Below are 26,938 nucleotides of genomic sequence, written 5' to 3' on the forward strand. Positions count from 1 at the left end.
GCACGGTTGGGGTTCCACGGCGGTCCTCGGAGCGGCCGCTTTCGCACTGGTGGTGGCCTCGCAGGGCGCCGCCGTCGCCCGGCCGGCCCAAGCCGCCGCCGCGGACCGCGAGTTCGGTTCCTCCTTCGAGGCGGGTGAACCCGCACCCGACTGGCTCAATACGGTCGACACCGCGTCCGATGGTTCGAAGCGTTCGTCGGGCGTCGACGGCGGCTTCAGCACCGGCATTCCCGGCAATGTGACCGAGCACGTCACGGACGTCCGCGCGAGTGGCGAGAACACCGGCTCGGGCGAGGTGAAGGAGAACCTCGTCGACGTCGAGCCCGGCACCAAGTGGCTGACCTTCGCACCCACCGGCTGGGTGGAGTTCGAGCTGGACGCCCCGGTCAAGCTGGTGACGTACGCGCTCACGTCGGCCAACGACCACGACGAGCGCGACCCGGTCGACTGGACCTTCCAGGGATCCGCGGACGGCAAGGAGTGGAAGACCCTCGACACCCGCACCGGCGAGTCCTTCGGCGAGCGGTTCCAGACGAAGTCGTACGACCTCGCCGAGCCCGCGGAGTACCAGCACTTCCGGCTCGACATCACCAAGAGCAACGGCGCTCCGGACGCCCTGCAACTCGCCGATGTGCAGTTCTCGACGGGTGGCGGCGCGGAGCCGACGCCCAAGGACATGCTCTCGCTGGTGGACCGCGGCCCGGCCGGCTCCCCCACCGCGAAGGCGGGCGCGGGCTTCACCGGCAAGCGCGCCCTGCGGTACGCGGGCACGCACAAGGCGGACGGCCGCGCCTACTCGTACAACAAGGTCTTCGACGTGAACGTGGCCGTGGGCCGCGACACCGAACTGGCCTACCGGGTCTTCCCGTCGATGGCGGACGGCGACCGGGACTACGACGCCACGAACGTGTCGGTGGACCTGGCCTTCACGGACGGCACCTATCTGAGTGACCTGCGCGCCCAGGACCAGCACGGGTTCGCGCTGACGCCGCAGGGCCAGGGCGCCTCGAAGGTGCTGTACGTCAACCAGTGGAACAACGTCGTCTCGCGGATCGGCTCGGTCGCGGCCGGCCGGACGGTCGACCGGATCCTGGTCGCGTACGACTCCGCGAAGGGGCCCGCGAAGTTCCGCGGCTGGCTGGACGACGTGAAGCTGAGCGTGCAGAAGCCCGAGAAGCCCAAGGCACATCTGTCGGACTACGCGTCCACCACGCGCGGCACCAACTCCAGCGGCGGCTTCTCGCGCGGCAACAACTTCCCGGCGACGGCCGTCCCGCACGGCTTCAACTTCTGGACGCCGGTGACGAACGCGGGTTCGCTCAGCTGGCTCTACGACTACGCGCGCGCCAACAACGCGGACAATCTGCCGACGATACAGGCGTTCAGCGCGAGTCATGAGCCGAGCCCGTGGATGGGCGACCGGCAGACCTTCCAGGTGATGCCGTCGGCCGCGTCCGGCACTCCGGACACGGGCCGCACGGCCCGCGCGCTGCCCTTCAAGCACGAGAACGAGACGGCACGCCCGTACTACTACGGGGTGCGGTTCGAGAACGGGCTGAAGACGGAGATGGCGCCGACGGACCACGCGGCGGCCCTGCGCTTCACCTACCCCGGCGACGACGCGAGCGTCCTCTTCGACAACGTCACCGACCAGGCGGGTCTGACGCTCAACAAGGAGAACGGGACCTTCACGGGCTATTCGGACGTGAAGTCCGGCCTGTCGACGGGCGCCACCCGCCTCTTCGTGTACGGGGTCTTCGACGCGGAGGTCACCGAGGGCGGCTCCTCCGGTGTGAAGGGCCATCTGCGGTTCAAGGCGGGCGAGGACCGCACGGTCACGCTCCGCCTGGCCACCTCCCTGATCAGCATCGACCAGGCCAAGGACAACCTCCGTCAGGAGATCCCCGACGGCACGTCCTTCGACACGGTCAAGTCGCGCGCCCAGAAGCAGTGGGACAAGATCCTCGGCAAGGTCGAGGTCGAGGGCGCGACCCCGGACCAGCTGACGACCCTCTACTCCAGCCTCTACCGGCTGTACCTCTACCCCAACTCCGGCTTCGAGAAGGTCGGTTCGAAGTTCCAGTACGCGTCGCCGTTCTCGCCGATGCCCGGCCCGGACACCCCGACGCACACCGGCGCGAAGATCGTCGACGGCAAGGTGTACGTCAACAACGGCTTCTGGGACACGTATCGGACGACCTGGCCGGCCTACTCACTGCTGACGCCCGGTCAGGCGGGTGAGATGGTCGACGGGTTCGTGCAGCAGTACAAGGACGGCGGCTGGACCTCGCGCTGGTCCTCGCCCGGCTACGCGGACCTGATGACCGGCACCTCGTCGGACGTGGCGTTCGCGGACGCGTACGTGAAGGGGGTCGACTTCGACGCGAAGTCGGCGTACGACGCGGCCGTCAAGAACGCGACCGTCGTGCCGCCCTCCTCGGGTGTGGGCCGCAAGGGCATGACGACCTCCCCGTTCCTCGGCTACACGAGCAGCGACACGCACGAGGGCCTGTCGTGGGCGCTGGAGGGCTACCTCAACGACTACGGCATCGCGAAGATGGGCCAGGCCCTCTTCAAGAAGACGGGCGAGAAGCGCTACCAGGAGGAGGCCGAGTACTTCCTCAACCGCGCCCAGGAATATGTGAAGTTGTTCGACGACAAGGCGGGCTTCTTCCAGGGCCGTGACCAGAAGGGCGACTGGCGGGTCGAGTCGTCCAAGTTCGACCCGAGGGTGTGGGGTTACGACTACACCGAGACGAACGGCTGGGGGTACGCCTTCACCGCGCCCCAGGACTCCCGTGGCCTCGCCAACCTGTACGGCGGACGCTCCGGGCTCGCGGAGAAGCTCGACACGTACTTCGCGACGCCGGAGACCGCCTCGCCCGAGTTCGTCGGCTCGTACGGGGGCGTCATCCACGAGATGACCGAGGCCCGTGACGTGCGGATGGGCATGTACGGGCACTCCAACCAGGTCGCTCACCACGTGAACTACATGTACAACGCGGCGAGTCAGCCCTGGAAGACGCAGAAGAACGTCCGCGAGGTGCTGTCCCGCCTCTACACCGGCAGCGAGATCGGGCAGGGCTACCACGGCGACGAGGACAACGGCGAGCAGTCGGCCTGGTTCCTCTTCTCCTCGCTCGGCTTCTACCCGCTGGTCATGGGCAGCGGCGAATACGCCGTCGGCTCACCGCTGTTCACCAAGGCGACCGTGCACCTGGAGAACGGCCGGGAGCTCGTCGTGAAGGCCCCGAAGAACAGCGCGAAGAACGTCTACGTGCAGGGCCTGAAGGTCAACGGCAAGGCGTGGACGAAGACTTCGCTCCCCCACTCGCTCATCTCCGGTGGTGGCGTGCTGGAGTTCGACATGGGGTCGAAGCCGTCCTCGTGGGGCACCGGGAAGAACGCGGCGCCCGTCTCGATCACCCAGGACGACAAGGTGCCGTCGCCCCGGAGCGATGTCATCAAGGGCGAGGGCGAGTTGTTCGACAACACCTCGGCGACGAACGCGACCGTCGCGTCCGCGGACCTGCCGACCGCCGCCCCGGCCAAGGCCGTTCAGTACACGCTGACGTCGGCCGAGCGCTCCAAGGCTCCGCAGGGCTGGGTCCTCCAGGGCTCGTCCGACGGGACCACGTGGAAGGACCTCGACAAGCGGTCCGGCCAGTCCTTCACCTGGGACCGGCAGACACGGGCCTTCTCGGTCGCGACGCCCGGGACGTACGCGAAGTACCGCCTGGTCCTCGACGGTGAGGCGACGCTGGCGGAGGTGGAACTGCTGAGCTGACGCACGGCGCGGCCCGCACACGCGGCCCGCACACGCTACCGCCTCCGCCGGTTGGAGTACCGGCGGAGGCGGACTGCGTTGTCAGGTACGGGAGTTCAGTTCACCGCGACGGTGAACACATGCAGGCCGGCGTTGTCCGGCAGCTTCACGCTCTTGACCGTCCGGCCGGCCGGTGCCACGAACGGCTTCGTCGCGAAGACATACGTGGCGACCGGGTCCTTGTCCGCGCCCGCGACGTTCCGGTACGCGGCCCGGGCGACGACCTCGTTGCCGTACTGGACGGTGCCGCCGCCCCCGCCGACGGTCCAGTCGGTGAAGGAGAGGTCGACGGAGTCGGTGGTGCCGTCGTCGTACGTGACGGTCGCCCGGGTCTGCTGGTTGCCGTTGACCGCGCTGCCGATGAAGCTCAACTCGGCCGCCGGCGTCGGGAGTCCGATGCTCTGACCGGTCGCCGAGGCGTTGTCCGGACGGCCCGACGGGGAGTTCGGCCAGGTGTAGGTGAGACCGTTCACGGAACCCTGCCCGCCCGGGGTGAGACCGGCCGCCGCGAGGGCCTGGCGGGAGTAGCTCCAGCCGCCGCCGTCGTAGTCGCCCTCGGAGTGGTCACCGGTGTCGTCCGAGATCCCGGTGTTGTTGTACGCGGCGAGCAGCGACCCGGGCGCGGCGACGGTGAGGGCGACGGGCTGCTCGTACGAGGTGTCCCCGGCGCCGGAGGTCACGGCGACCAAGACGTCGTAGAAGCCCTGCTTGGCGTCCTCGTCCGCGGCGAGCGTGATCGTCTGGGCCCCGTCCGTGACCGTGCCTTCGGCGGGGGTCGCCCGGACACCCTCGGGGGTCTCGACGCGGAAGCGCACCTCGGGGCCCGTGCCGCCGCTCAGCGCGAGCGCGCGGATGTCGAGCTTCGTACTGCCGCCGGGGGCGACCGTCGCCGTGGTCGGGCCGACACCGATCTGGTACGGCTGCTCGCCCTCGCGGAAGGACGGCGGGGCGTCCCCGGCCGCGCTCCCCCAGGCCCGGTTCGGCGTGCCGGCGAGGGTGTAGTCGAGCGTGCCGCCGTCGCGCACGAAGGACGCGGGCAGCCAAGGGCGTTCGCTCGTACTGCCGTTGACCTTCAGCGACTGGATGTACGGCGAGTCCGCCGCCGCGCCCGCCGCCCGGATGTCGATGTCGTTGCCGTTCGGGCGCGAGATGCGGGCCCGCGGGAACACCGGTGATCCCAGGACGAGTTCGGCCCGCGAAGGCACCTGCGGATACATACCGAGCGCGGAGAAGACGTACCAGGACGACATCGCGCCGAGGTCGTCGTTGCCGGGGATGCCGCCGGGCTGGGTGGACCACAGCTTGCCCATCGCGGCCCGTACGGTCTCCTGGGTCTTGTGGGGCGCGCCCGCGTAGGCGTACAGGTAGGGCACGTTGATGGACGGCTCGTTGTCCAGTTCGGACTTGTCACCGCCGCTGCCGGTGAAGGCCCAGCTGCCGTCTGCGTTGTGGAAGAAGGAGTCCAGCCGATCGACCGCCTTGCTCTTTCCGCCCATCGCGGCGAAGAGGCCGGCCGGGTTGTGCTGGACCATCCAGGTGTACTGGGCCGCCGTGCCCTCGACGAATCCGTTGCCGGTGGCCGGGGTGAAGCCGGTGACCCAACTGCCGTCCGCCTTACGGTTTGCGATGTAGCCGCCGGTGGGGTCGGCCGCGATGTTGAAGTTGTTCTGCCACCACTGGGAGCGACGGGTGAAGGCCTCGGCGGTCTTCTTCTCCCCTGCGGCGGTGGCGAGTTGGCCGAGGGCGAAGTCGGCGCCGGACATCTCCAGGGTTTCGGCGGCGCCGCCCCAGGCGTTGGACACGGACGGCATGTAGTTCTTCGCCAAGTACTTGTCCAGGGACGGGCGTTGGCCGACGGACATGATGGGCTTCCCGGCCGGGCTCAGGTCGAGATCGGTCGGTACGGTGGCCGCCTTCACCAGTGAGTCGAGCGCGCCGCGCAGGTCGAAGTCCCGGCCGCCGAAGGCTCTGATGCCCGCCAGGGTGGCCGGTGCCGGGTCGCCGTTCATGACATGCGTGCCGCTCGCGCCGTGCAGCCAGCGGTCCCAGACGCCGCCGTTCTGGCGGGCCAGTTCGAGCAGCGACTGCGCGATGTCGGAGCCGGTGCGCGGGTCCAGGAAAGTGAGCAGCTGGACCTGGGAGCGGTAGACGTCCCAGCCGGAGTAGGTGCCGTACTGGGCGCGGTGTCCCGTACCCACCTGGTGCACCTTGCCGTCAGGGCCTCTGTATCTGCGGTCGGTGTCGCTGATGACGTTCGGGTGGAGGAGGGAGTGGTAGAGCGCGGTGTAGAAGGTGGTGCGCTCGTCGTCCGTGCCGCCGCCGACCTTGACGGCGGAGAGGCGGTCGCGCCAGGCCTTGCGCGCGGCGTCCTGGACGTCGTCGAAGGAGCGGCGGGGCGGGTTCTCGGCGGCGAGGTTGGCCTCGGCTCCGGCCCGACTGACGTACGAGATACCGACCTTGACGTTCACCGGGTCGGCGCCGGGCTCGAACTCCACATAGCCGCCCGCACCCTTGCCCGCGACCGGTCGGCCGTTGGTCCCGAATCCGCCGGTGCCGCCGCTCGCCTCGGTGGCGCCGGGGTTGAGCTTGTCGTCCTGCCAGGTGCCGGTGGCCTTGAAGGCGCGGTCGAAGCGGGCGGTGAAGTGGAGGGTGTAGTAGCTGCGTTGGCCCTCGGGGTCCAGGTAGCCGCAGAAGTTGCCGGACGTCACCGAGCCGGAGACCGTACGGGTCTCGGGGTCGATGCGGACGTCCGAAGTGGTCGACCCCACCTCGGAGTTGGCGGTGCGGATCAGCAGCGAGGCCGGCTTGTCGGCGGGGAAGGCGAAGCGGCCCGAGCCCGTGCGGGCGGTCGCCGTGAGGTCCGCGGTGACGCCGGAGGAGAGACCGACCTTGTAGTGGCCGGGTTCGGCGGTCTCGTCGGTGTGCGCGAAGTCCGCCGCGTACACCTCGTCCTTGGTGTCGCTCGCCGGGGACGAGGTGACCTCGCCCGCGTACGGGAAGAACGGGATGTCTCCGCTGCCGCCCGCGCAGCCCGTACCGGACATGTGGGTGAGGCTGAAGCCGCGGATACGGGTCGCGTCGTACTGGTAGCCGCCGGGCGCGGCCGTGCGGGTCGCGTCGCCGCGGGTGTTCTCGGGGCTCCACGAGAGCATGCCGAAGGGCACGACGGCGCCCGGGAAGACATTGCCGCCGTTTCTGGTGCCGATGAGCGGGTTGACGTACGGGGTGGGGTCCTTGATGAGGTCCGGTCCTGGTGGGGGTGCGGCCAGGGCCGGGGTGGCGCCGCCGCCGATGGTCAGGGCGACGGCTAGAAGCACGGATGACGGACGGAAACGCATGACGCGGCCCCTCCTCCTTCGGACGGGTCGCGCACCACAGGTCGCACAAGCCGCAGGGACAGTAGCGTGCCGCACCTGTACCACGGAAGACCGCCTGGCGGACGAGAGGCGTGCACGGCCGACACTCGGACGGCTCAATCCCAACTGGTTTGACAGCGTTGTCTGTTAGAGGAGTAGAGTCGTGCGCAGACCACTCGACAACGTTGTCGCGCCCCCTGGTCCGCACAAGCCACGTTCCATCCGGGCAGACTTCCCCCAACCTGCCCGGCTCGCGGACCCGGTGGATTACGGCCACCGGGTCCGCCCCGAGCAGGGGATGCTCACACGCAGAGTTGCGACGGCTCGTGACCGGCTCAGCCCGGCCGGCACGCGAGGGCGGTCGCCGTATCACCTCCGGAACCCTGGACGACGTACCCGAACGAGGCGCTCTCCCCTGGGTCGAGCGACCCGTTCCAGTCGGCGTTGTGGACCATCACGTTCTGACCGCTGTAGGTGGCACTGCCGCTCCAGAGGCTGGCGACGGACTGCCCGCCCGGCAGGGTCCAGTCGACCATCCAGCCGAGCATCGGCACGGCTCCCGTGTTGGTGACGGTGACCTCGGACTGGTAGCCGCCGGACCAACTGCCCGTCGTACGGCGGGTCGCGGAGCAGGCGCCGGGCGGAGGCTCGGTCGGGGGGTTGCCCGGGTCGTGGATGCCCGTCACCTCTCCGTTGCCGCCGTCGAAGACGATGTCGGAACAGGAGTAGAAGGTCTCCGCGCTGTCCGAACGCTGCCAGACCATGTAGATCAGGTGGCGCCCCGACTTGCCGGCGGGGAGCCTGCCGGACCAGGAGTAGTTCGCCTCGACCGTGCCCGGGGAGCCGTTGAGCGGCGGGTGGTCGACGCTCAGGAACGGCTGCGCCTCCATGTCGTTCCAGGTGAGCGGCTTGGTCGGGTCGAAGCCGTCCTTGGTGAGGTAGACGTAGAACCAACCCGGGTGCGCGGCCCAGGCGTTGTAGGAGAAGTCGACGGTCGCACCCGAGGTCAGGTGGGTCAACGGCCAGTCGGCACTCGGGGAGTTGAAGCCCGTGAAGTTGGTGTTGCCGCCGCTGCACAGTTCGCCGTCGGGCACGAACCCACGGGTGCGGCCCGCGCCGTCGGAGCGGAGTACCGAGAACCAGTTGTAGAACGGGGTCGTGCCGCTGACCTGCTGCGCCTTCTTGCAGGCCGGGTTGATCGGTTTGATCTCACCGGTGGCGGTGAGCCCGTCCTGCCAGCACAAGAAGGTGCGGCTGCCGGGCTTCATGGGGGTGCCGTGGGCCTGCGCCTCACTCCCTGCCGAGACGACCAGCCCGAGGACCGGGACCGTGACGACCAGGGCCAGCAGGATGAGGAGGAGGGCTCTGCCGCGGGCGGGGAGCGGTAATCGGCGCGGCGGCCGTGGAGGGGGTGTTGGAGCGGGCGATGGAGCAGGTGGTGGACCAGGTGGTGGATCAGGGGTTGGATCAGGGGTTGGAGTTGTTAGGATCATGACAGATCTACCCGTCCCTTCGTTCAGGGGCCGTGTGATGTCGGTTCGATGCCGTTGTCGGTGCGATGCCGATGCCGGTGTCGTGTCGGCGCAGTGTCCGTGTGCGGACGGCGGGGTCCGTGTGCGGACGGCGGGGTCCGTGTGCGGACGGCGGCGTTCATGAGCTGATGCGCGAGGCGGGAGCGAGCCCGCGGGCGGGTTCCGGTCCACCCGGAATGGGAGCGCTCCCACCTCACGTGGTTCTGAAGTTAGCGCGGACCGGTACACCTGTAAACGGCTGACGCGCGAGGGCCGCGCCCGGGTGGGTGCGGCGTGCGGCCCTCGCGATGCCGGAGAACGACGAGGAACGGCGGGGAACGACGGGGAACGACGGGGAACGACGAGGTGTGTCACCGGTGGTGAAGTGAGGTGACGTCTGGACGACTGGGGAATCCGCGACCACGGAGCGTGAACGGCCTGTCCGGTCAAGGCTGTTCGCTGCCGCACGCCCCGAGGGCCAGGCCCGTCCGGGGCGCACCCGAAGCCGAGGCCGAGGGTGTGGGCGAGGGCGAGGGCGCACCCGAAGCCGTGGGCGCAGGCGAGGACGCTGACGAGGACGAGGACGAGGGCGCGGGCGCGGGCGGCAGCGTCAGGGTGAACTCGGTGCGGCCCGGCTCGCTCGCGACCCCGATACGGCCCCCGTGCGCCTCCGTGATCGCCTCCGCGATGGCCAGGCCCAGGCCGGAGCCGCCGTCCTGGGCGGACACGCGGGAGCGGGAGGCGTCGGCGCGGGTGAAGCGCTCGAAGACCCTGGGGAGCAGTGCGGGCGGGATACCCGGGCCGTCGTCGCGCACCCGGATGACACAGTGCTCGTCCGTTGCCTCGACCGAGGCCACGACGGTCGTGCCCACAGGCGTGTGCACACGCGCGTTGGCCAACAGGTTGGCCACCACCCGGCGCAGCCGCGTCTCGTCGCCGACGACCAGCGCCGGAGCGTCGGGGAAGGGCGCCAACTGCCAGCCGTGGCCGTCCCCGGCGGCCCGCGCGTCCCACACCGCCTCGGCGACCAGGACCGCGAGATCCACCTCGGCGGAGTGCAGCGGCCGTCCCTCGTCGAGCCGGGCGAGCAGCAGCAGGTCCTCCACGAGGCCCGTCATACGGGCCGACTCCGCGGAGACCTGCCGCCAGGCCAGCACCGGTTCGATCCGCCCGGTGCCGCGGTTCATCAGTTCCGCGTATCCAGCGATCGACGCGAGCGGCGTACGGAGTTCGTGGCTGGCGTCGGCGAGGAAGCGGCGCATGCGTTCCTCGCCGCGCCGGCGTTCGGCGAGGGAGGACTCGACGTGGTCGATCATGCGGTTGAGCGCCGCGCCCACCTGGCCGGCCTCACTGCCCGGGTCGGTGTCCCGTTCGGGTACGCGGGTGAGACCGGCGACCTCGCCGCGGTCCAGCGGAGAGCGGGAGACCTCGACCGCGGTGGCGGCGACCCGCCCCAGCGGCCGGAGCTGACGCCGGATGACGACGGCACAGACGCAGCCCGCGGCGGTGAGCCCGACGGCGGCGACCACCGCCTCCACCACGACCAGACCCCGGATCATGTCCTGCACGTCGTCCATCGGCAGTCCGGTGAGGACGGCGTGCCCGCTGCCGCTGAGGGCGGTGACCCGGTAGGTGCCGAGGCCGGGCACGGTCCGGGTGTGCAGGGAGCCGTCGGCCGGGATGCCGGCGAGGACGGCGCGTTGCGCGGCACTGAGATCCCGCGGTTCGCCGCCCGGGCGGACGACCCGGGCCGCGGAGACGTCCCCGTCGTCGAGCCGGGCGGCGATCGTACCGGCGGCCTGCCCCTGCTCGCTGAGGAACGCCAGGTCCGTCTCGATGCCCGGCCCGACCCGGACCCCGCCCTGACTCCGCTCAGCCGCGTTGGTCACGCGCTGGTCCAAGTCCCCCAGCAGATAGGCGCGTTGGACGAAGAAGACGGTGAGCGCCATGGCCACGCACACGGCGACGAGGGTGACGCCGATGAACAGCAGAAGGCGGGCCCGCAGCGAGCGCCCCCACAGGGAGGGGCTCCACAGGGAGGGGCTCCGCGGGGAACGGCTCCGCGGCGCAGGGCTCCGTGACGACCCTCCGGGCAGGCGCGGGCTCATCTCCCGTCCTCCCCGGGCCCGATGGCGTACCCCAGACCCTCGACGGCGTGGGTCATCCGCGACCGTCCCCTGCCCAGCTCCCGGCGGAGGCTGGAGGAGGGCCTGAGGCCGGGTTCGTCGTCGACGATCAGCACACGGACGTGCTCGCTACGGATGCCAGACATGTCTTGATCCTGTCCCGGTTCGCTGGCAGAACCCTGTGTTCCGCCTGAGGCGCAGCCGTGTGACCTGGTGGATCCGGGCAGACGGCACCCCGCTCCCGGGCGTAGTGCACCCGCCAACTCCCTTGACCGAAAAGGACATTGACACTCCCAGGTCACAGCAGAGGGCCGCACCCCCGTCTCCGGGAGTGCGGCCCTCGACCGCCGTACCTGACCACCTGCTTGCGGTGGCTGTCTGCTCGCGGTGACTGCCCGCTTGCGGTGCCGCTTGCCTACGGTGGCTGCCTACTTGCGGATCAGGCTGCGCAGCACGTACTGCAGGATGCCGCCGTTGCGGTAGTAGTCGGCCTCACCGGGGGTGTCGATGCGGACGACCGCGTCGAACTCCACACCGGTGTCGGTGGTGACCTTGACCGTACGGGGGGTGGTGCCGTCGTTCAGCTCGGTGATGCCGGCGATGGAGAAGGCCTCCTCGCCGGTCAGGCCGAGGCTCTCGGCGGACTGGCCCTCCGGGTACTGCAGCGGGATGACGCCCATGCCGATGAGGTTGGAGCGGTGGATGCGCTCGTAGGACTCGGCGACGACGGCCTTGACGCCGAGCAGCGCGGTGCCCTTGGCCGCCCAGTCGCGGGACGAGCCGGAGCCGTACTCCTTGCCGGCCAGGATGACCAGCGGGATGCCCTGCTCGATGTAGTTGCGCGAGGCGTCGTAGATGAACGAGACGGGAGCGTCCGGCTGGGTGAAGTCGCGGGTGTAGCCGCCCTCGGTGCCCGGCGCGATCTGGTTGCGCAGGCGGATGTTGGCGAACGTGCCGCGGATCATGACCTCGTGGTTGCCTCGGCGCGAGCCGTAGGAGTTGAAGTCACGCCGCTCGATGCCGTGCTCGGTGAGGTACTTGCCGGCCGGGGTGTCGGCCTTGATGGCACCGGCGGGCGAGATGTGGTCCGTCGTCACCGAGTCGCCCAGCTTGGCCAGGACGCGGGCGCCGGCGATGTCCGAGACCGGGGTGGTCTCCATCGTCATGCCCTCGAAGTACGGGGGCTTGCGCACGTAGGTGGACTGCGGGTCCCACTCGAAGGTGTTGCCGGTCGGGATCGGCAGCGCCTGCCACTGGGCGTCGCCCGCGAAGACGTCCTGGTAGGACTTGTTGAACATGTCCTCGCCGATGGCGTTCGCCACGACGTCGTTGACCTCGGCCTCGGAGGGCCAGATGTCGGTCAGGAAGACCGGCTTGCCCTCCTGGTCGACACCGAGGGCGTCGCGCGTGATGTCCACCTTCATGGAGCCCGCGAGGGCGTACGCGACGACCAGCGGCGGGGAGGCCAGGTAGTTCATCTTGACGTCGGGGTTGATCCGGCCCTCGAAGTTACGGTTGCCGGAGAGCACCGAGGTCACGGCCAGGTCGTGGTCGTTGACGGCCTTGGAGACCTCCTCCGGCAGCGGGCCGGAGTTGCCGATGCAGGTGGTGCAGCCGTAGCCGACGAGGTTGAAGCCGACCTTGTCGAGGTAGGGGGTGAGCCCCGCCTTGTCGAAGTAGTCGGTGACGACCTTGGAGCCGGGCGCGAGGGTGGTCTTCACCCAGGGCTTGCGCGTGAGCCCCTTCTCCACGGCCTTCTTCGCGACGAGCGCGGCGGCGACCATGACGTACGGGTTCGAGGTGTTGGTGCAGGAGGTGATGGCCGCGACCGTCACCGCACCGTGGTCGATCTCGTACGTGGAGCCGTCGGCGGCGGTCACGGTGACCGGGTTCGACGGGGCGCCGTTGGGGTGGTTGGCCGGGGCGTCGGAGGCCGGGAAGGACTCCTTGCCGGCCTCGTCGGCGGTGTCGACGTAGTTGCGGACGTCGCTCTTGAACTGCTCGGCGGCGTTCGCGAGGACGATCCGGTCCTGCGGCCGCTTCGGACCGGCGATCGACGGGACGACCGTCGACAGGTCCAGCTCCAGCTTCTCGGAGAAGTCGGGCTCGGCGGCCGGGTCGAGCCAGAGGCCCTGCTCCTTGGCGTACGCCTCGACGAGCGCGACCTGCTGCTCGCTGCGGCCGGTCAGCTTCAGGTACTTCAGGGTCTCGCCGTCGATCGGGAAGATCGCGGCGGTGGAGCCGAACTCCGGCGACATGTTGCCGATGGTGGCGCGGTTCGCGAGGGAGGTGGCGGCGACGCCCTCTCCGTAGAACTCGACGAACTTGCCGACGACACCGTGCTTGCGGAGCATCTCGGTGATCGTGAGCACGAGGTCGGTGGCGGTGGTGCCGGGGGTCAGCTCACCGGTGAGCTTGAAGCCGACGACGCGCGGGATGAGCATCGAGACCGGCTGGCCGAGCATCGCGGCCTCGGCCTCGATACCGCCGACGCCCCAGCCGAGTACACCGAGGCCGTTGACCATGGTGGTGTGGGAGTCGGTGCCGACGAGGGTGTCGGGGTAGGCCTGCCCGTTGCGCACCATCACCGTACGGGCCAGGTGCTCGATGTTCACCTGGTGGACGATGCCGGTGCCCGGCGGGACGACCTTGAACTCGTCGAACGCGGTCTGGCCCCAGCGCAGGAACTGGTAGCGCTCGCGGTTGCGGCCGTACTCCAGCTCGACGTTCTGGGCGAACGCCTCGTTCGTGCCGAACTTGTCGGCGATGACGGAGTGGTCGATGACCAGCTCGGCGGGGGCGAGCGGGTTGATCTTCGCCGCGTCGCCGCCGAGCTCCTTCACGGCCTCACGCATGGTGGCGAGGTCCACGACGCAGGGCACACCCGTGAAGTCCTGCATGATCACGCGGGCCGGCGTGAACTGGATCTCCTGGCTGGGCTGGGCCTGCGAGTCCCAGTCGCCAAGAGCACGGATGTGGTCGGCGGTGATGTTCGCGCCGTCCTCGGTACGGAGCAGGTTCTCCAGCAGGACCTTGAGGCTGTACGGAAGGCGGGCCGAGCCTTCCACCTTGTCCAGCCGGAAGATCTCGTACGACTCGTCGCCCACGCTGAGCGTGCTACGGGCGTCGAAGCTGTTCGCCGACACGACAGTCTCCTTCATTCATGTGCGCGTACCACCGCATCCTGCCGCCACGCCCCCTTGGCCGATCCGCTAAGGTAAGGCTAAGTTAGGTAACCCTTACCGGTCCGGGCGACTGCGGCACGCCTCGGCAGATATCTCGATGTCGAGATAACTCTAGTACATGACCGCTGGACGGTCATGTCCGGAGGGTGTTTGTGCTGATCGTCGGCGTCAAGATGTCGATGCTCAGGGTGGCTTTGTCGGTGCGTCTGTCGATTTTGAGGCTTTTGTAGGCGTAGCGGGACAGGGCGCGCTTGACCGCGCGGGGGCTGACGCGTAGGCGTCGGGCGGGCATGAGCCGGTCCAGTACGGCCCGGCCGATCGCGCCGACGAGGTCGATCACGGTGTCGGCAATGACACCGGCGGCCTGGATGACCTGATCGCGAGCGGTTTCCAGGGAAGAGTTCCAGAGACGCTACGCACGGTGATCATGGTGTCGGCGAGGTCGAAGAAGGCGTCGATGACAGCACCCCGGCGCTTGCGGATGCGGGCGACCGGGCAGCCACCTTTCTGCCGTGGGGCAAGCGGATCCGGGCCGAGCCGGATCTGTGACGAGCCGCCCCGACAGGACATGCTTTATGGTTCGACTACATTTGGATCAGGCCATGAGCGGGGAGTCCCATGTCCGGTTCGTCCGGGTCGATATCAGGCGACGATGCCGCATCGGGGTCACGTGTTCCCCTGCCTCGCCGGGGAACACCGTCGGCCCCGAGCGAGTCCACCGGCGCCGTGCCGTCGGCAGGCACTGAACCCACCGTCCGCAAGAGGACGTTGGACGCCTCGGAACGGGCCAGGATCGAGCAGTCCCTACGGGCCGTGGCCGGCGCGGGCAAGGCACCCGACACCCCGAGCCCCGAAGTGACCCCCTCCGCACCGGAGTTCACGGGGACCGCCCGGCCGTCGGTCAAGGGCGGACCACCCCGGAGGCGTACCCGCGCGCTACTGGTGGCCGTGGCGGGCACGGTGATCCTCGCCGCGATCCCGCTGCTCTTCGTCAACTGGGGCCACGGGAGCTCCGCCGCACCGGCCGTCGACAACCAGAACACGGACCTTCCGGACTACTTGCTCCCCGGACAGCCGTCGGCGTCGCCGTCCACCCTGGTCAGCGGCGGCGCGAAGGATCCCTCCGCGCCCGTCTCTCCGGGCGGGTCCGCGACAGGGGAACCGCATGACGGCCATGGGCTCACCCGGAAGCCGTCCGCGCCGGGCCGGACGGTCGAGCCGTCAACCACGTCGGGGACGACGCCGACCCCGACCCACCGCCCGGCGCCGCTGGCGGTGCCCAGTACCCGGGCCATGAACCCCGGGGACTCGATCGTCAACGGCCCGACCACCCTGACGTTCTCCTCGGGCGGGAACCTCGTCGTGACTTACAACGGCGCCGTCACGTGGTCCAGCGGTACGACGAGCGTAGGCGCCAGGGCCGTCTTCCAGAGCGACGGCAACTTCGTCGTCTACAAACAGGACTCCTCGACCGCCTGGTCCACCCGCACCGACGGCCACGACGGAGCGGTCCTCATGATCGGCAGCAACGGAAACCTGTACATCGAATACCGGAACACCGTCCTCTGGCAGGGCGGCCCGGGGAGTTGACCCGCAGGGCGAGCGGACCAGGGCCGCGCTGGATTTCGTTTGCGCATGCTTTCGTACGTTCGCGCATGTCCTCGTACCATCGTGCATGTCCCCGGGACCCCGCCTACCCTCCCGGTGTCACCAGGCCCGTCTCGTAGGCGATCACGACCGCCTGTGCTCGGCTGTCCAGGTTCAGCTTGGTCATGGTGCGGTTGAGGTGGGTCTTGACCGTTGCTTCGCTGATGGAGAGCCGGTCGGCGATCTGTGGGTTGGACAGGCCGCGGGCGATGAGTTTGAGGACTTCTGCCTCGCGGGACGTCAACGTGCCGAGGTCCGGCAGGGGTTGGGTGGCCGGCGCGGAGCGGGCCCGGTGAGCGAAGGCTTCGACCAGGCGCCGGGTCACGCTGGGGGGCGAAGAGGGCGTCACCGCCGGCGACTGGCCGCCGGTGGAGATCAGCACCACGATTGCTCGCCGGGGCCGGAGGATGGTCGTGGAGTGCTACTACGGCACCATCTGACCGAGTGGTCCGGCCGGGGGCCGGCGAGCCGATGCTCGCCGGCCCCCGTTCGGCGTACGCGTCGGCGTACCGGTCGACATTCGGGGTACCCGGCGTCGGACGACAAGGAGGCACGTATGCCCCTCACATTCCGTAAGAGCTTCCGGATCCTGCCGGGGTTGCGGCTGAACATCAATCGGCGCTCGTGGTCCATCACCAGCGGCGGCAAGCACGGGCCACGGCGTACGCACAGCAGCTCGGGCCGTCGGACCACCTCGATGGATCTGCCGGGTCCCTTCGGCTGGCGGCGCACCACCAGCAAGCGCCCCAAGGGTCACTGAGGGACCGTCACCCACTTGACCCCCTCAAGATGCACCATCTCATATGTGAGATAGCCTGCCGCCATGGCAGACGACTACCTCGTACGCATCGGCAAGCTCATCCGTGACGCCCGTCAGCACCGGGGCTGGACACAGACACAGTTGGCCGAGGCGCTCGGCACCAGTCAGAGTGCGGTGAACCGCATCGAACGCGGGAACCAAAACATCAGCCTTGAGATGATCGCACGAATCGGTGAAGCGCTGGACAGTGAGATCGTCTCGCTCGGCTACGCGGGTCCGATGCATCTGCGGGTGGTCGGCGGCCGTCGGCTCTCCGGCTCCATCGACGTGAAGACCAGCAAGAACGCGTGCGTGGCGCTGCTCTGCGCGACGCTCCTCAACAGGGGCCGCACAGTGCTGCGCCGCGTCGCCCGCATCGAGGAGGTGTACCGCCTTCTGGAGGTGCTCGGCTCCATCGGCGTACGCACCCGGTGGATCAACAGCGGCGTCGACCTGGAGATCGTGCCGCCCGCCGAGCTGAACATGGCGGCGATCGACGCGGCAGCCGCCCGTCGCACCCGCTCGATCATCATGTTCCTCGGCCCCCTGCTGCACCGTATGGACAGCTTCACGCTGCCGTACGCGGGCGGCTGCGACCTGGGCACGCGGACGATCGAGCCGCACATGATCGCGCTGCGCCGGTTCGGCCTGGACATCGCGGCCACCGAGGGCCTGTACCACGCGCGGGTGGACCGCAAGGTGGCCCCGGGCCGCCCCATCGTGCTGACCGAACGCGGCGACACGGTGACCGAGAACGCGCTGCTGGCCGCCGCGCGCCACGACGGCACGACCGTCATCCGCAATGCCTCGTCCAACTACATGGTCCAGGACCTGTGCTTCTTCCTGGAGGCACTGGGCGTACGCGTCGAGGGCATCGGCACCACGACGCTCACCGTGCACGGCGTGCCGACGATCGACGTGGACGTCGACTACTCCCCCTCCGAGGACCCGGTCGAGGCGATGAGCCTGCTGGCCGCCGCGGTCGTCACGGAGTCCGAACTGACGGTGCGCCGGGTGCCGATCGAGTTCCTGGAGATCGAGCTGGCGGTCCTGGAGGAGATGGGCCTCGACCACGACCGTACGCCGGAGTACGTCGCGGACAACGGCCGTACGCGCCTGGTGGACCTGACCGTCCGGCCCTCCAAGCTGGAGGCACCGATCGACAAGATCCACCCGATGCCGTTCCCGGGCCTGAACATCGACAACGTCCCGTTCTTCGCGGCCATCGCCGCCTCCGCGCAGGGCAAGACCCTGATCCACGACTGGGTCTACGACAACCGAGCGATCTACCTCACGGACCTGAACCGCCTCGGCGGCCGCCTCCAACTCCTCGACCCGCACCGCGTGTTGGTCGAGGGCCCGACCCGCTGGCGCGCCGCCGAGATGATGTGCCCGCCCGCCCTGCGCCCCGCCGTCGTCGTCCTACTGGCGATGATGGCGGCCGAGGGCACGTCCGTCCTGCGGAACGTGTACGTCATCAACCGCGGCTACGAGGATCTGGCGGAGCGGCTCAACTCGGTGGGGGCGCAGATCGAGACCTTCCGGGACATCTGAATAAGCGGGATTAAGGGCTTGCAGAGAATCAACATGCGGGTTTGATCTCCGTGGGGCTGCTGTTTGCGAGGAACGCAGCAATGTCAGCGGGCGTGCGGAACCGGGCTGTCGAGGGTGGAATAGTGCAGCCGTGCTCGGCCAGGAGGGGCTGGACTTGGTGAACGGCTCTGGTGAGTGTGCTGCCGTTGACTCCGAAGAGCTGGGCGAGCAGGTCTCGGGTGCCGAGTTTGCGCAGGTAGAGCACGGTGACCAGGACTCTGTCGGCGGTGGTCAGCTTGTCCTTGGCCCCTGCGCCGCGAGTACGGATACGCTCGCCCCCTCGCTGTTGAAGCCGTGCTTGCTCACGTAACTCGTCCAGTTGCTGAGTCAGTTGGTCGACGAGTTCGTCCAGCGCCGGTTCGGGCATACCGGTCAGCTCCGGGTTGCGCAGACACCCAGTGCGGGGCCGCAGGGAGGGACTGTTGGCTGACCGGTTTGGGGCTGCGTCGGTGGTGCCGCGAGGTTGAGGGTGGAGGGTGTAGTTCCAGTCGCCGTGGAAGCGGTGCCGATGCATGGGCAAGGCATCGATGTCGCTGTCGGTGACCTTTATGCCGATGTCGTAGGTGCCGGTGTCGAGTTCGGCTTCGACTTTCAGACCGGTGCGGGTCGTGGTCGCCGCGATACTGTCGACAATGACTTCATGGCTGGTCAGCGGTCTGCCGCGCCAGTTCATGGAGATGTGGGAGAACAGCCGGTGCTCGATCTTGTTCCACTTCGAGGTCCCGGGCCAATGCCGTTGCTTGAGCGTGGCAAGTAGTTCTCGGTGACGTTGCAGGAGTGCGGTCGTTGGACCCGGCATGCATCCGTGGGTGGGGTTGTCCGATCATGTGCGGCTGGGGGTGGTGACCCGATGGGTGACCCCGGAGCTCGTCGCTGAGGTGCTTGAGAAATGCCGGGTTCGAGACAAGAAGTCCGGTGCCCTGCCGGCCGGGTTCATGGTCTACTTCACGCTCGCCCTGGCCCTGTTCCAGCAGGACTCCTACGACGATGTCGCGGAGCAACTGGTCGGCTACCAAGCAGAGTTGAGCGGGAGTATCCCCAACAAGTCCTCGTTCACTCGGGCGCGTAGGCGCCTGGGTCCGCTGGTCTTGGAAACCCTGTTCCGCGAGCTGGCCGGCCCTTTGACCTCCTGCGGTTTGGAGAGCGCCTTCCATCGCGGGATGCGGTTGGCTGCGGTGGACGGGTTCGTGCTGGATGTGCCGGATACGACGGCGAACCGAGCCGCGTTCGGCGGGCCGGTCAAGAATGGCCAGCCCGCGGGGTTCCCGCAGGCGCGGGTGGTGACGCTGACCGAGTGCGGCACGCACGCGCAGGTCGACGCGGCGGTGGGCGGGTTCAATGGCGGCGAGCCGGAATTGGCGATCAAAATGGCCGGCTCGGCCGCCGGGATGCTGGTGATCATGGACCGGGGCTTTCCCGGGGTGGCGCTGTGGAAGGCATATACCGGGGCCGGGGCGCATCTGCTGATCCGGGCGCGTTCGAGCGTCGCGGCCCGTCCGGTCGAGCACCTGCCCGATGGCACCTATCTGGCGAGGATGAACCTGGCCGGGCAGAAAGGCGCGCACCCCGGCGGGGTGGTGGTCCGGGTGATCGAGTACCGCGTCGACAGCGGCGATGTGGTCAGGCTGTTGACCGATCTGGTGGACCCGGTTGCTCACCCGGCGGCGGAGTTGGCAGGGCTTTACCATGCGAGATGGGAGGCGGAGTCGGCGTTCCGGCAGATCAAGACGTTCCAGCGTGGCCCGGTCGAGGTACTGCGCTCGGGCGATCCGGATCTGGTGCGTCAGGAGGTCTGGGCGCATCTGGCTGTGCATCACTGTCTCACGCAGGTCATCGTAGGTCTGGCCGACGACAACGGGATCGATCCGGACCGGGTCTCGTTCGTCAAGGTCCTCAAGCACGCCCGGCGCAGCGTAATTCGCCAGTGCTCGGACGCACCCGCGAAGATCAAAGAGTTTCTGGCCGTGCTGGCGGCGAAGGTGCACCGCAAGCTCGACAACGGCGCCAGGTGCCTGCGCGAGGCGGACCGGCATCTGAAGCGTCCGGACTCGAAGTACTGAGGTTGAACTCGTGGTGGCGGGTGGGGATCTGACGTTTCGTGATCGTTGCGGTATGCCGGAGCTATGAGGTATGCGCAGGGAGGCGGGCTGACGCCGAAGAAGCAGGTGGCTCGTGAACGGCTGAGGCTGGAGGCCGCGGAGCGGTTCGCGCGCGGGGAGAAGACCACGGACGTTGCGCGTGAGCTCCGGGTCGGGGAGCGTCAGGTGGAGAAGTGGCGCAGGACGTGGCGCGAGGGCGGGGCGGAGGCGCTGCGCTCGAAGGGGCCGATGTGCGTGGAACTGTTGAGCCCGGCGCAATGGGAGCGTCTCGTACGGGAGTTGGAGCGCGGCACTATGGCGCACGGCTGGGACGGGGAGCAGGGCTGGACGCTGGTGCGGATCCGTGCGCTGATCATCCGGTTGTTCCTGGTGGAGTACACGGTGCAGGGGGTCTGGAAGTTGATGCGGCGGCACGGCTGGTCCCCGCAGGTGCCGGCGAGGCGGGCGCTGGAGCGGGACGACGCGAGTGTCGAGCGGTGGCGGAGTGAGGTGTGGGAGACCGTAAAGCCACCGCGGCGGCCCAGGATGCCTACATCTGCTTCGAGGACGAGACAGGACAGGGACTGAGGCCGCCGAAGGGACACACGTGGGCGCCGCAGGGCCGGACACCGGTGGTACGGGTGCGCGGCTCGAACCGGGGACGGGTCTCTGTGGCGGGTGTGGTCTGCTTCAGGAGCGGCGAACGATCGCGTCTGATCTACCGGTTGCACGTGTACCGGGGACGGAAGGGCGAGGCGAAGAGCTTCGGATGGCAGGACTACCGCGACCTGATCGTCGTAGCGCACAACCAGCTCAAGGCCCCCGTGGTCTGGGTCTGGGACAATCTCAACGTCCACCTGGTCGACGAGCTCGCGCTGTTCTTCGTGGAGAACGAGGAGTGGCTGACGGTGTTCCAGTTGCCGTCGTACGCTCCCGAGCTCAATCCGCAGGAGGGCATCTGGTCGCTGGTCAAGCGCGGCCTGACCGACTTCGCCGCCGCCAACCTCGACCACCTGTCCCGCGTCATGAAGCGCAAGCTCAAGAAGATCCAGTACCGGTCAGACCTGATCGACGGCTGCCTCACCGAGACCGGACTGATCATGAGTGCCGGATGACCGACCGGCCCGCCACCACGAGTTCAACCTCAGTACTCCTCGAAGCTCTCCTACCGGATCAACACCCGGGACCGGCGGCCGACGCGACAGATCACAGCCAAGGTCATCACACTGCACCCCTCGATAGTTCAGTAGTCAAGCAACGGAATTGGGTCCCGGGCGGTAGGTGACAAACAGTGATCTGCAGGCCCGTCCGGGAGGCGAGAGCGGCCAGTTCACTCTTCCAGGCCCGGGTGCGGTAGCCGTTGGAGCCGCCCGCGTCCGCGGTGATCAGAAGACGGGTGGCGTGCGGGTAGTCGTGCCGGCCGCGGGCCGTCCACCAGCGGCGGATCGAGGCGACAGCGAATTCGGCGGTGTCATGGTCGGTGCCGACGCTGACCCAGCCGGTGTTCGCCGCGAGGTCATAAATGCCGTACGGAATGGCCTTGCCCGGTCCCTGCCGGTCCAGGAAGTCATGCGTCTTGACCAGCACCGGTTCGCCCGACGGCTGCCACTCACGCCCGGCATTCTTGTAGTCGCCGACCAACTCCTTCTTCTTGGTGTCCACGCTGATCACCGGATCCTCCGCGCCGATGTGGTTCTTGGCCTGGTCGTTGATGTAGCGGAACTGGGCATCACGGTCCGGGTGCTGTGCGCCCTCGATCGTCTTCGCGTTGGCCTGCAGACTGAAGCCCTCCTCCCGCAGCAGGTTCCCGACCGTGTCCGCGCTCACCTTGTGCCCCTGACGGGTGAGCGCGGCGGCGAGCTTCCTCGTCGACCTGGTCGTCCAGCGCAGCGGCGATACCGGATCCCCGCGCACATCCGGCTCAACCAGCGCCAGCAGGGCCGGGCGCAGCCCCGAGTCCACCTCGGCGGCCCTTTTGCGTCCACCGCCGGGACGGCGCACCCGCCCCAGCGGACTCTCGCCCGCTTCCAACTCACCCACGCCCTTGCGGACCGTGGTCTCGCTGACCTGAGCCGCCTGCGCGACCACCCGGACACCGCCGTGCCCCAGGACCCGGGCCTCGGCCCCCATCAGCAACCGACGCTGCCGTTCGTCCAAGTGCGGGAACAACACTCCGAACTTCACAGCCAGTTGGTCACAAGTCGGGTCAGGGATGCGCGCATACCACGTGAACGAGCCCAGATGCCGGAAGCAACAGGTTGATTCTCTGCAAGCCCTAAGGGCCCGTAAAGAATCAACACGTTGCTTCACGGTCTCACTGTCGTTGGTGTGGTATGCGCATACCGAGCGAGGTTCGTGACCAACTTGCCCTGAGATTCGGGGTGTTGTTCCCTCATCTGAATGAGCGGCAGCAGCGGCTGGCGCTGGCCGCCGAGGCCCGGCTGCTGGGGCACGGCGGGGTCCGGGCCGTCGCGCGTGCCGCGGGGGTGAGCGAGACGACGGTGCGGAAGGGGGTCTTCGAGCTGGAGGGCGGCGAGGGCCCGTTGCCCGATGGCCGGGTCCGCCGGGACGGCGGCGGTCGCAAGAACGCCGAGGAGCTTGACCCGCTGCTGGTTCCGGCATTGCTGGCGCTGGTCGAGCCGGACGAGCGGGGCGATCCGATGTCGCCGCTACGGTGGACGACGAAGTCGCTGCGGTCTCTGGCCGGGGAGCTCACCCGGCAGGGCCATGCCACGTCGGCGCCGACCGTGGGCAGGCTGCTGCGGGAGAACGGTTTCAGCCTGCAGGCCAATGCCAAGACTCTTGAGGGCGCTCAGCACCCCGACCGGGACACGCAGTTCCGGTACATCAACGACCAGGTCAAGGACCATCAGGCGGGTGGCGAGCCGGTGGTCAGCGTGGACACGAAAAAGAAGGAAGTCGTCGGGGAGTTCAAGAATGCCGGACGCGAGTGGCGGCCGGCCGGTGATCCGGTGCGGGTCGACGTCCATGACTTCCCCGGTGACGCACTGGGCAAGGCCCTGCCTTACGGCATCTACGATCTGGCGGCGAACACCGGCTGGGTCAGCGTCGGTACCGATCATGACACCGCGGCCTTCGCGGTCGAATCGATCCGCCGCTGGTGGAGCGGGCAAGGGCGCTTCGACTACCCGCGGGCCACCCGGCTCCTGATCACCGCCGATGCCGGCGGTTCTAACGGCTACCGCACCCGCGCCTGGAAGACCGAACTCGCATCATTCGCCGCCGAGACGGGCCTGGCCGTCACGGTCTGCCACATGCCTCCGGGCACATCGAAATGGAACCGGATCGAGCACCGGCTGTTCTCCGCGATCACGATGAACTGGCGCGGCCGCCCGCTGACCAGCTACGAAGTCATCGTGCAGACCATCACCGCGACCACCACACACACCGGCCTGAGCGTCCACGCCGAACTGGACCCCGGCAGCTACCCCACCGGGGTGAAGGTCAGCGACGTCGAGCTGAACGCGGTGCCGCTGACCGGCCATGCCTTCCACGGGGAATGGAACTACACCGTGCACCCCCGGACCGCCGAGTCGGCGCACTCCGACAGCCCTGCCGCCGGCCTCGACCGCGGGGCACTGTCGCACCCCGCCCTGACCGGCATGACCAGCACCGCACTGACCGCGCTGGCCGAGGCCCTGGCGACCGAATGGCAGGCGCTGCACGCACCGGACCGCACCACCCGGCGCGACGGCGGCGAACGGCGCCGGGCCCCGGGCGGCGGCCGCAGGGCCAAACTGGACCTGGCCGACCGAGTCCTGGCCACTGTGCTGCAACAGCACCTCGCCCTGCCGCCCACCGTGCTCGCCCGCCTGTTCACCGTCAGCAAGGACACCATCCGCGAGGCCACCGGCGAGATCAGACACCTCATGGACCAGCACGGACACACCCATGGCCCCGCAGCGGCACACCTGACCACCCTCACCGGCCTCTTCGTCTACGCCGCGACACACGGCGCCGCCCTCATACCACAGGCAAAACCCTCACCTTGATTCTTTACGGGCCCTAAGTCCGGGATCCCCAGCTTGGTGTCCGGACGGCAGAACGCGCACGCCCAGCAGTGCATCCTCGCTGGCCGCGTTCAGTCTCGCGAGCAGAATGCGGTGCAACCCGTCGAAGACCGCGGCACCGGTTTCGGCCCCGGCGACCGCTCGGGCCAGGGCGGCAGCAGTGATTCGATCGGCTCCCACAAGTCGTCGTCCACGATCCACGGCCGAGTCGTCACACCCACCCGAACGGTCAGATCGTCACAACAGTCACGCCCGAGCAGGGCACTTCAACAAGATCCTGTTACGAGCGCTACGTATCCATCCTGTTGGTGCGGGCGATCCGGCTCGCTGCCCTAGAGGTGTCGTTCGGTGAGGTATGTGACACCTCTGCGGTACATCCGCAGCGTGCAACCAGGGGACTCGGTCGCTCACGCCCTCCAAGTGGCATCGGCCGAGTTGACCGGATGCTGCCTCCGTTTTACACTCAATCCCGTACGGAGGCAGCCTCCGTTTTGTCATGCCGCGGCATCGCGTCAGGTAGGAGGGTGTGTGAACGTCGAAGGGCAGCAGGGGCGCAGGCCCCGTGCGGATGTCCAGCGCAATCGTGCGGCCCTCCTGGAGGCGGCGCAGCATCATTTCCTGCGATTCGGGGTCGGCGCCTCGCTGGAGGCGGTGGCCAAGGAGGCGGGCGTCGGTCCGGGCACGCTCTACCGGCACTTCCCCACCCGGGAGGCACTGCTGGCGGCCGTGTTGCAGACGCGCTCCGAGGAGTTGATGGCCCGCCGGGCGGACATCGCGCAGCTCGGCGACGCCTCGGAGGCGCTGCGACAATGGCTGCGGGCCATGGAGGAGTACTTCAGCGCCTTCAGTGGACTGCCGGAACCGCTCATGACCGCGGCCAGGGCACAGAAGCCGGACAATCCACTCACCCTGCCCTGCGACCTCCTCATCGGCACCACTGACGAATACGTGCGGGCCGCGCAGCTCGCGGGGCACGCGAGAGCGTCGGTGACGGGCTACGACCTCTTCCTCGCGGCCGTTTCCGTGGCCTGGATCAAAGGCACCGACGCCACCGACGAGGCGTCGCTGGACCGTCTGCGCGCACTCATCGAAAGCGGATACCGCGAGCGGGACAACCAGGCGTAGCCCCCGGCAGGGGAAGACAGGGCCGGGCCTGCCGATCAGTCGGCCAGGAGTCGCACGGTCAGCACCCTTCCCCCGCCAGGGGAGTGGCGCACTTCGAGAGGGACAAATCATGGGAATTGGCGTTATCGGCACTGGCGCGATCGGGAAGACGCCGGCGCGCACGTTCAGCGCGGGCGGCCGCGACGTACAGGTGGCGAACTCCCGAGGTCCGGAAACCATCGATGCTGAGGTGCTGGAGTTCGGGGCGCAAGCGGTACGGGCAGCCGACGCGGTGCAGGCAAGGACGTGGTGATCCTGTCTGTTCCCTTCGGGCGAATCCCGACGATGGCGGGACTCTTCGCCTCCGTGCCCGGTGAGACCGGGGTCATCGACACTTCCGACTACTACCCCCAACTGAGCGGCCCCATCGAGGCGGTGGAGGGCGGCCAGGTGGAGAGCCTGTGGGTGGCCCAGCAGCTGGGGCGGCCCGTGGTGAAGGCATGGAACGCCGTCCTGGCCGACACCTTGCAGACCAAGGGCCTACCGGCGGGCGCCCCGGACCGCATCGCGCTCCCGGTGGCCGCCGACATTGACGAGGCCCGGCGCGTGGCCATGGGCCTGGTGGACGAGAGCGGCTTCGCCCCCACCTCGACGCCGGCACCTTGGCCGACTCCTGGCGTCAGCAGCCGATGGCACCCGCCTACTGCACCGAGCTGAGCCTTGAGGACCTGGGGCCGGCCCTTCAGGCAGCCGACCGGGCCTTGGGCCCCGCGCAACCGTGATCGCCAGATGGAGCGTTTCGCCGCCCTCACCGCCACGCCCACGCTTCAGGAGGTCGTCGAACTCAACCGCTCCCTCCACCGCTGACACACCCGGCACTGCCGCCACATCCTGCTCCCCCTGTGAGCGAGTCGCGCTCACGGGAACCGAACACACCTTCAGAGGAATCGCCTTGCCCACCACAGCCATACCCTTCACCGACCTCGCCCGGTCCCGGCGCTCCGTGCGGAGGTTCCTGCCTGCTCCGGTGTCCCCTGCGGACATCCGCGGTGTGCTGGAAGACGCGCAAAGCGCCCCATCGAACTGCAACACCCAGCCGTGGACGGTGCACGTCGTCTCCGGTGCGGCCCGGGACGCCCTGAGCAAGGAACTGCTCCAGGCCGATGAGGAGGGGCGGTCCTCCTACGACTTCACCTTCGACTACGCCGACTTCGGCGAGGGCACCTACCTGGACCGAGCGCACGACCAAGCCGCGACCCTCTACCAGGCCATGGGCATACCACGCTCGGACCGGACGGCGAGGAAGGCCGCGGCCCGGGAGAACCTGAACTTCTACGGCGCACCTCACGTCGCCTTTCTCTTCATGCCAGCCTTCGGCGACGGGGTGCGGGCCGCCGGGGACATCGGCATGTACGCCCAGAACTTCCTGCTCTCGCTGACAGCCCGTGGCCACGACGGCATCCCGCAGACCATGCTCGGGTTCTACGCCGACACCATCCGCGAGGCCCTGGGGGTCCCCCAAGACCTCAAGCTGCTGTTCGGCATCTCCTTCGGCACCGCCGACCAGGCCGCACCTGCCAACAGCTTCCGCATGGGACGGGTTCCGCTGAAGCAGAGCGTCGTCCTGCACGAAACCCCAGGAGTCCTCGACGAGCAATAACTGCTCTCTGCCGACGGTAAGC

The 26,938-nt window shown here is 68.7% G+C and carries 18 protein-coding genes and 3 pseudogenes; 12 read left to right on the forward strand and 9 right to left on the reverse strand.

Going from position 1 to position 26,938, the window contains the following annotated elements:
- Positions 1 to 46 precede the first annotated feature (46 nt).
- Positions 47 to 3,787, forward strand: coding sequence for a GH92 family glycosyl hydrolase (locus OHA11_RS10485; RefSeq protein WP_266507076.1), 3,741 nt, complete (start codon positions 47 to 49; stop codon positions 3,785 to 3,787).
- A 95-nt stretch (positions 3,788 to 3,882) separates the two neighbouring features.
- On the opposite strand, the gene OHA11_RS10490 is transcribed toward OHA11_RS10485, so the two are convergent.
- The 6 genes from OHA11_RS10490 to OHA11_RS10515 all read right to left on the reverse strand — a co-directional run bounded on the left by OHA11_RS10490 (position 3,883) and on the right by OHA11_RS10515 (position 14,344).
- On the reverse strand, positions 3,883 to 7,164 hold the full coding sequence (locus OHA11_RS10490; RefSeq protein WP_266494484.1) for a GH92 family glycosyl hydrolase: 3,282 nt from the start codon (positions 7,162 to 7,164) through the stop codon (positions 3,883 to 3,885).
- Positions 7,165 to 7,517: 353 nt separating this feature from the next.
- A complete protein-coding gene (locus OHA11_RS10495; RefSeq protein WP_266494487.1) occupies positions 7,518 to 8,450 on the reverse strand; it encodes a lytic polysaccharide monooxygenase in 933 nt (310 codons plus the stop codon).
- A 689-nt stretch (positions 8,451 to 9,139) separates the two neighbouring features.
- Entirely contained in the window at positions 9,140 to 10,801 is a 1,662-nt protein-coding gene (locus OHA11_RS10500) for an ATP-binding protein (RefSeq protein ID WP_266494490.1), read from the reverse strand.
- Complete coding sequence (locus tag OHA11_RS10505; protein ID WP_266494493.1) at positions 10,798 to 10,965, reverse strand: hypothetical protein; 168 nt, start codon at positions 10,963 to 10,965, stop codon at positions 10,798 to 10,800. The genes OHA11_RS10500 and OHA11_RS10505 overlap by 4 nt, the downstream gene beginning before the upstream one ends.
- Positions 10,966 to 11,247: 282 nt before the next feature.
- A complete protein-coding gene (gene acnA / locus OHA11_RS10510) occupies positions 11,248 to 13,965 on the reverse strand; it encodes an aconitate hydratase AcnA (RefSeq protein WP_323186545.1) in 2,718 nt (905 codons plus the stop codon).
- A gap of 172 nt (positions 13,966 to 14,137) precedes the next feature.
- Complete coding sequence (locus tag OHA11_RS10515) at positions 14,138 to 14,344, reverse strand: hypothetical protein (RefSeq protein WP_266494498.1); 207 nt, start codon at positions 14,342 to 14,344, stop codon at positions 14,138 to 14,140.
- A 428-nt stretch (positions 14,345 to 14,772) separates the two neighbouring features.
- On the opposite strand from OHA11_RS10515, the gene OHA11_RS10520 reads away from it, so the two are divergent.
- Positions 14,773 to 15,594, forward strand: a complete 822-nt coding sequence (locus tag OHA11_RS10520; RefSeq protein WP_266494501.1) for a hypothetical protein — start codon at positions 14,773 to 14,775, stop codon at positions 15,592 to 15,594.
- 103 nt (positions 15,595 to 15,697) lie between these two features.
- Here the strand turns inward: OHA11_RS10520 and OHA11_RS10525 are convergent.
- A pseudogene (locus OHA11_RS10525) lies at positions 15,698 to 16,010 on the reverse strand (response regulator transcription factor); the annotation flags it as partial.
- Between the two features lie 197 nt (positions 16,011 to 16,207).
- Here OHA11_RS10525 and OHA11_RS10530 point away from each other — a divergent pair.
- Both OHA11_RS10530 and OHA11_RS10535 read left to right on the forward strand, forming a co-directional pair.
- The gene (locus OHA11_RS10530) at positions 16,208 to 16,411 is read left to right on the forward strand and encodes a DUF4236 domain-containing protein (RefSeq protein WP_266494504.1); all 204 of its coding nucleotides are present in this window, start codon (positions 16,208 to 16,210) and stop codon (positions 16,409 to 16,411) included.
- Positions 16,412 to 16,474: 63 nt separating this feature from the next.
- The gene (locus OHA11_RS10535; RefSeq protein WP_266494506.1) at positions 16,475 to 18,004 is read left to right on the forward strand and encodes a UDP-N-acetylglucosamine 1-carboxyvinyltransferase; all 1,530 of its coding nucleotides are present in this window, start codon (positions 16,475 to 16,477) and stop codon (positions 18,002 to 18,004) included.
- A 28-nt stretch (positions 18,005 to 18,032) separates the two neighbouring features.
- On the opposite strand, the pseudogene OHA11_RS10540 reads toward OHA11_RS10535, so the two are convergent.
- Positions 18,033 to 18,770, reverse strand: a pseudogene (locus OHA11_RS10540) (transposase family protein); the annotation flags it as partial.
- 70 nt (positions 18,771 to 18,840) lie between these two features.
- Between OHA11_RS10540 and OHA11_RS10545 the strand changes: the two are divergent.
- The 3 genes from OHA11_RS10545 (at position 18,841) to OHA11_RS10555 (ending at position 21,236) form a co-directional block, all read left to right on the forward strand.
- Positions 18,841 to 20,103: an IS4 family transposase gene (locus OHA11_RS10545; RefSeq protein ID WP_266494508.1), complete on the forward strand. Its 1,263-nt coding sequence runs from the start codon at positions 18,841 to 18,843 to the stop codon at positions 20,101 to 20,103.
- 63 nt (positions 20,104 to 20,166) lie between these two features.
- A complete protein-coding gene (locus OHA11_RS10550) occupies positions 20,167 to 20,709 on the forward strand; it encodes a winged helix-turn-helix domain-containing protein (protein ID WP_266494510.1) in 543 nt (180 codons plus the stop codon).
- The gene (locus OHA11_RS10555) at positions 20,634 to 21,236 is read left to right on the forward strand and encodes a transposase (RefSeq protein WP_323186546.1); all 603 of its coding nucleotides are present in this window, start codon (positions 20,634 to 20,636) and stop codon (positions 21,234 to 21,236) included. Before OHA11_RS10550 ends, OHA11_RS10555 begins: the two co-directional genes overlap by 76 nt.
- Positions 21,237 to 21,387: 151 nt before the next feature.
- Here the strand turns inward: OHA11_RS10555 and OHA11_RS10560 are convergent.
- A pseudogene (locus OHA11_RS10560) lies at positions 21,388 to 22,311 on the reverse strand (ISAzo13 family transposase); the annotation flags it as partial.
- Positions 22,312 to 22,454: 143 nt separating this feature from the next.
- Here OHA11_RS10560 and OHA11_RS10565 point away from each other — a divergent pair.
- From OHA11_RS10565 to OHA11_RS10585, 5 genes are all read left to right on the forward strand, one after another.
- Positions 22,455 to 24,134 (forward strand): ISAzo13 family transposase, encoded by a 1,680-nt coding sequence (locus tag OHA11_RS10565; protein ID WP_266494512.1) that lies wholly within the window; start codon positions 22,455 to 22,457, stop codon positions 24,132 to 24,134.
- Between the two features lie 546 nt (positions 24,135 to 24,680).
- The gene (locus OHA11_RS10570; protein WP_266494514.1) at positions 24,681 to 25,277 is read left to right on the forward strand and encodes a TetR/AcrR family transcriptional regulator; all 597 of its coding nucleotides are present in this window, start codon (positions 24,681 to 24,683) and stop codon (positions 25,275 to 25,277) included.
- Between the two features lie 109 nt (positions 25,278 to 25,386).
- Positions 25,387 to 25,569, forward strand: coding sequence for an NAD(P)-binding domain-containing protein (locus tag OHA11_RS10575; RefSeq protein ID WP_266494516.1), 183 nt, complete (start codon positions 25,387 to 25,389; stop codon positions 25,567 to 25,569).
- Positions 25,570 to 25,601: 32 nt separating this feature from the next.
- A complete protein-coding gene (locus OHA11_RS10580) occupies positions 25,602 to 25,973 on the forward strand; it encodes a hypothetical protein (RefSeq protein WP_266494519.1) in 372 nt (123 codons plus the stop codon).
- Positions 25,974 to 26,208: 235 nt separating this feature from the next.
- A complete protein-coding gene (locus OHA11_RS10585; protein WP_266494521.1) occupies positions 26,209 to 26,916 on the forward strand; it encodes a nitroreductase in 708 nt (235 codons plus the stop codon).
- Positions 26,917 to 26,938 lie beyond the last annotated feature (22 nt).

Source organism: Streptomyces sp. NBC_00878 (assembly GCF_026341515.1).
GTDB lineage: Bacteria > Actinomycetota > Actinomycetes > Streptomycetales > Streptomycetaceae > Streptomyces.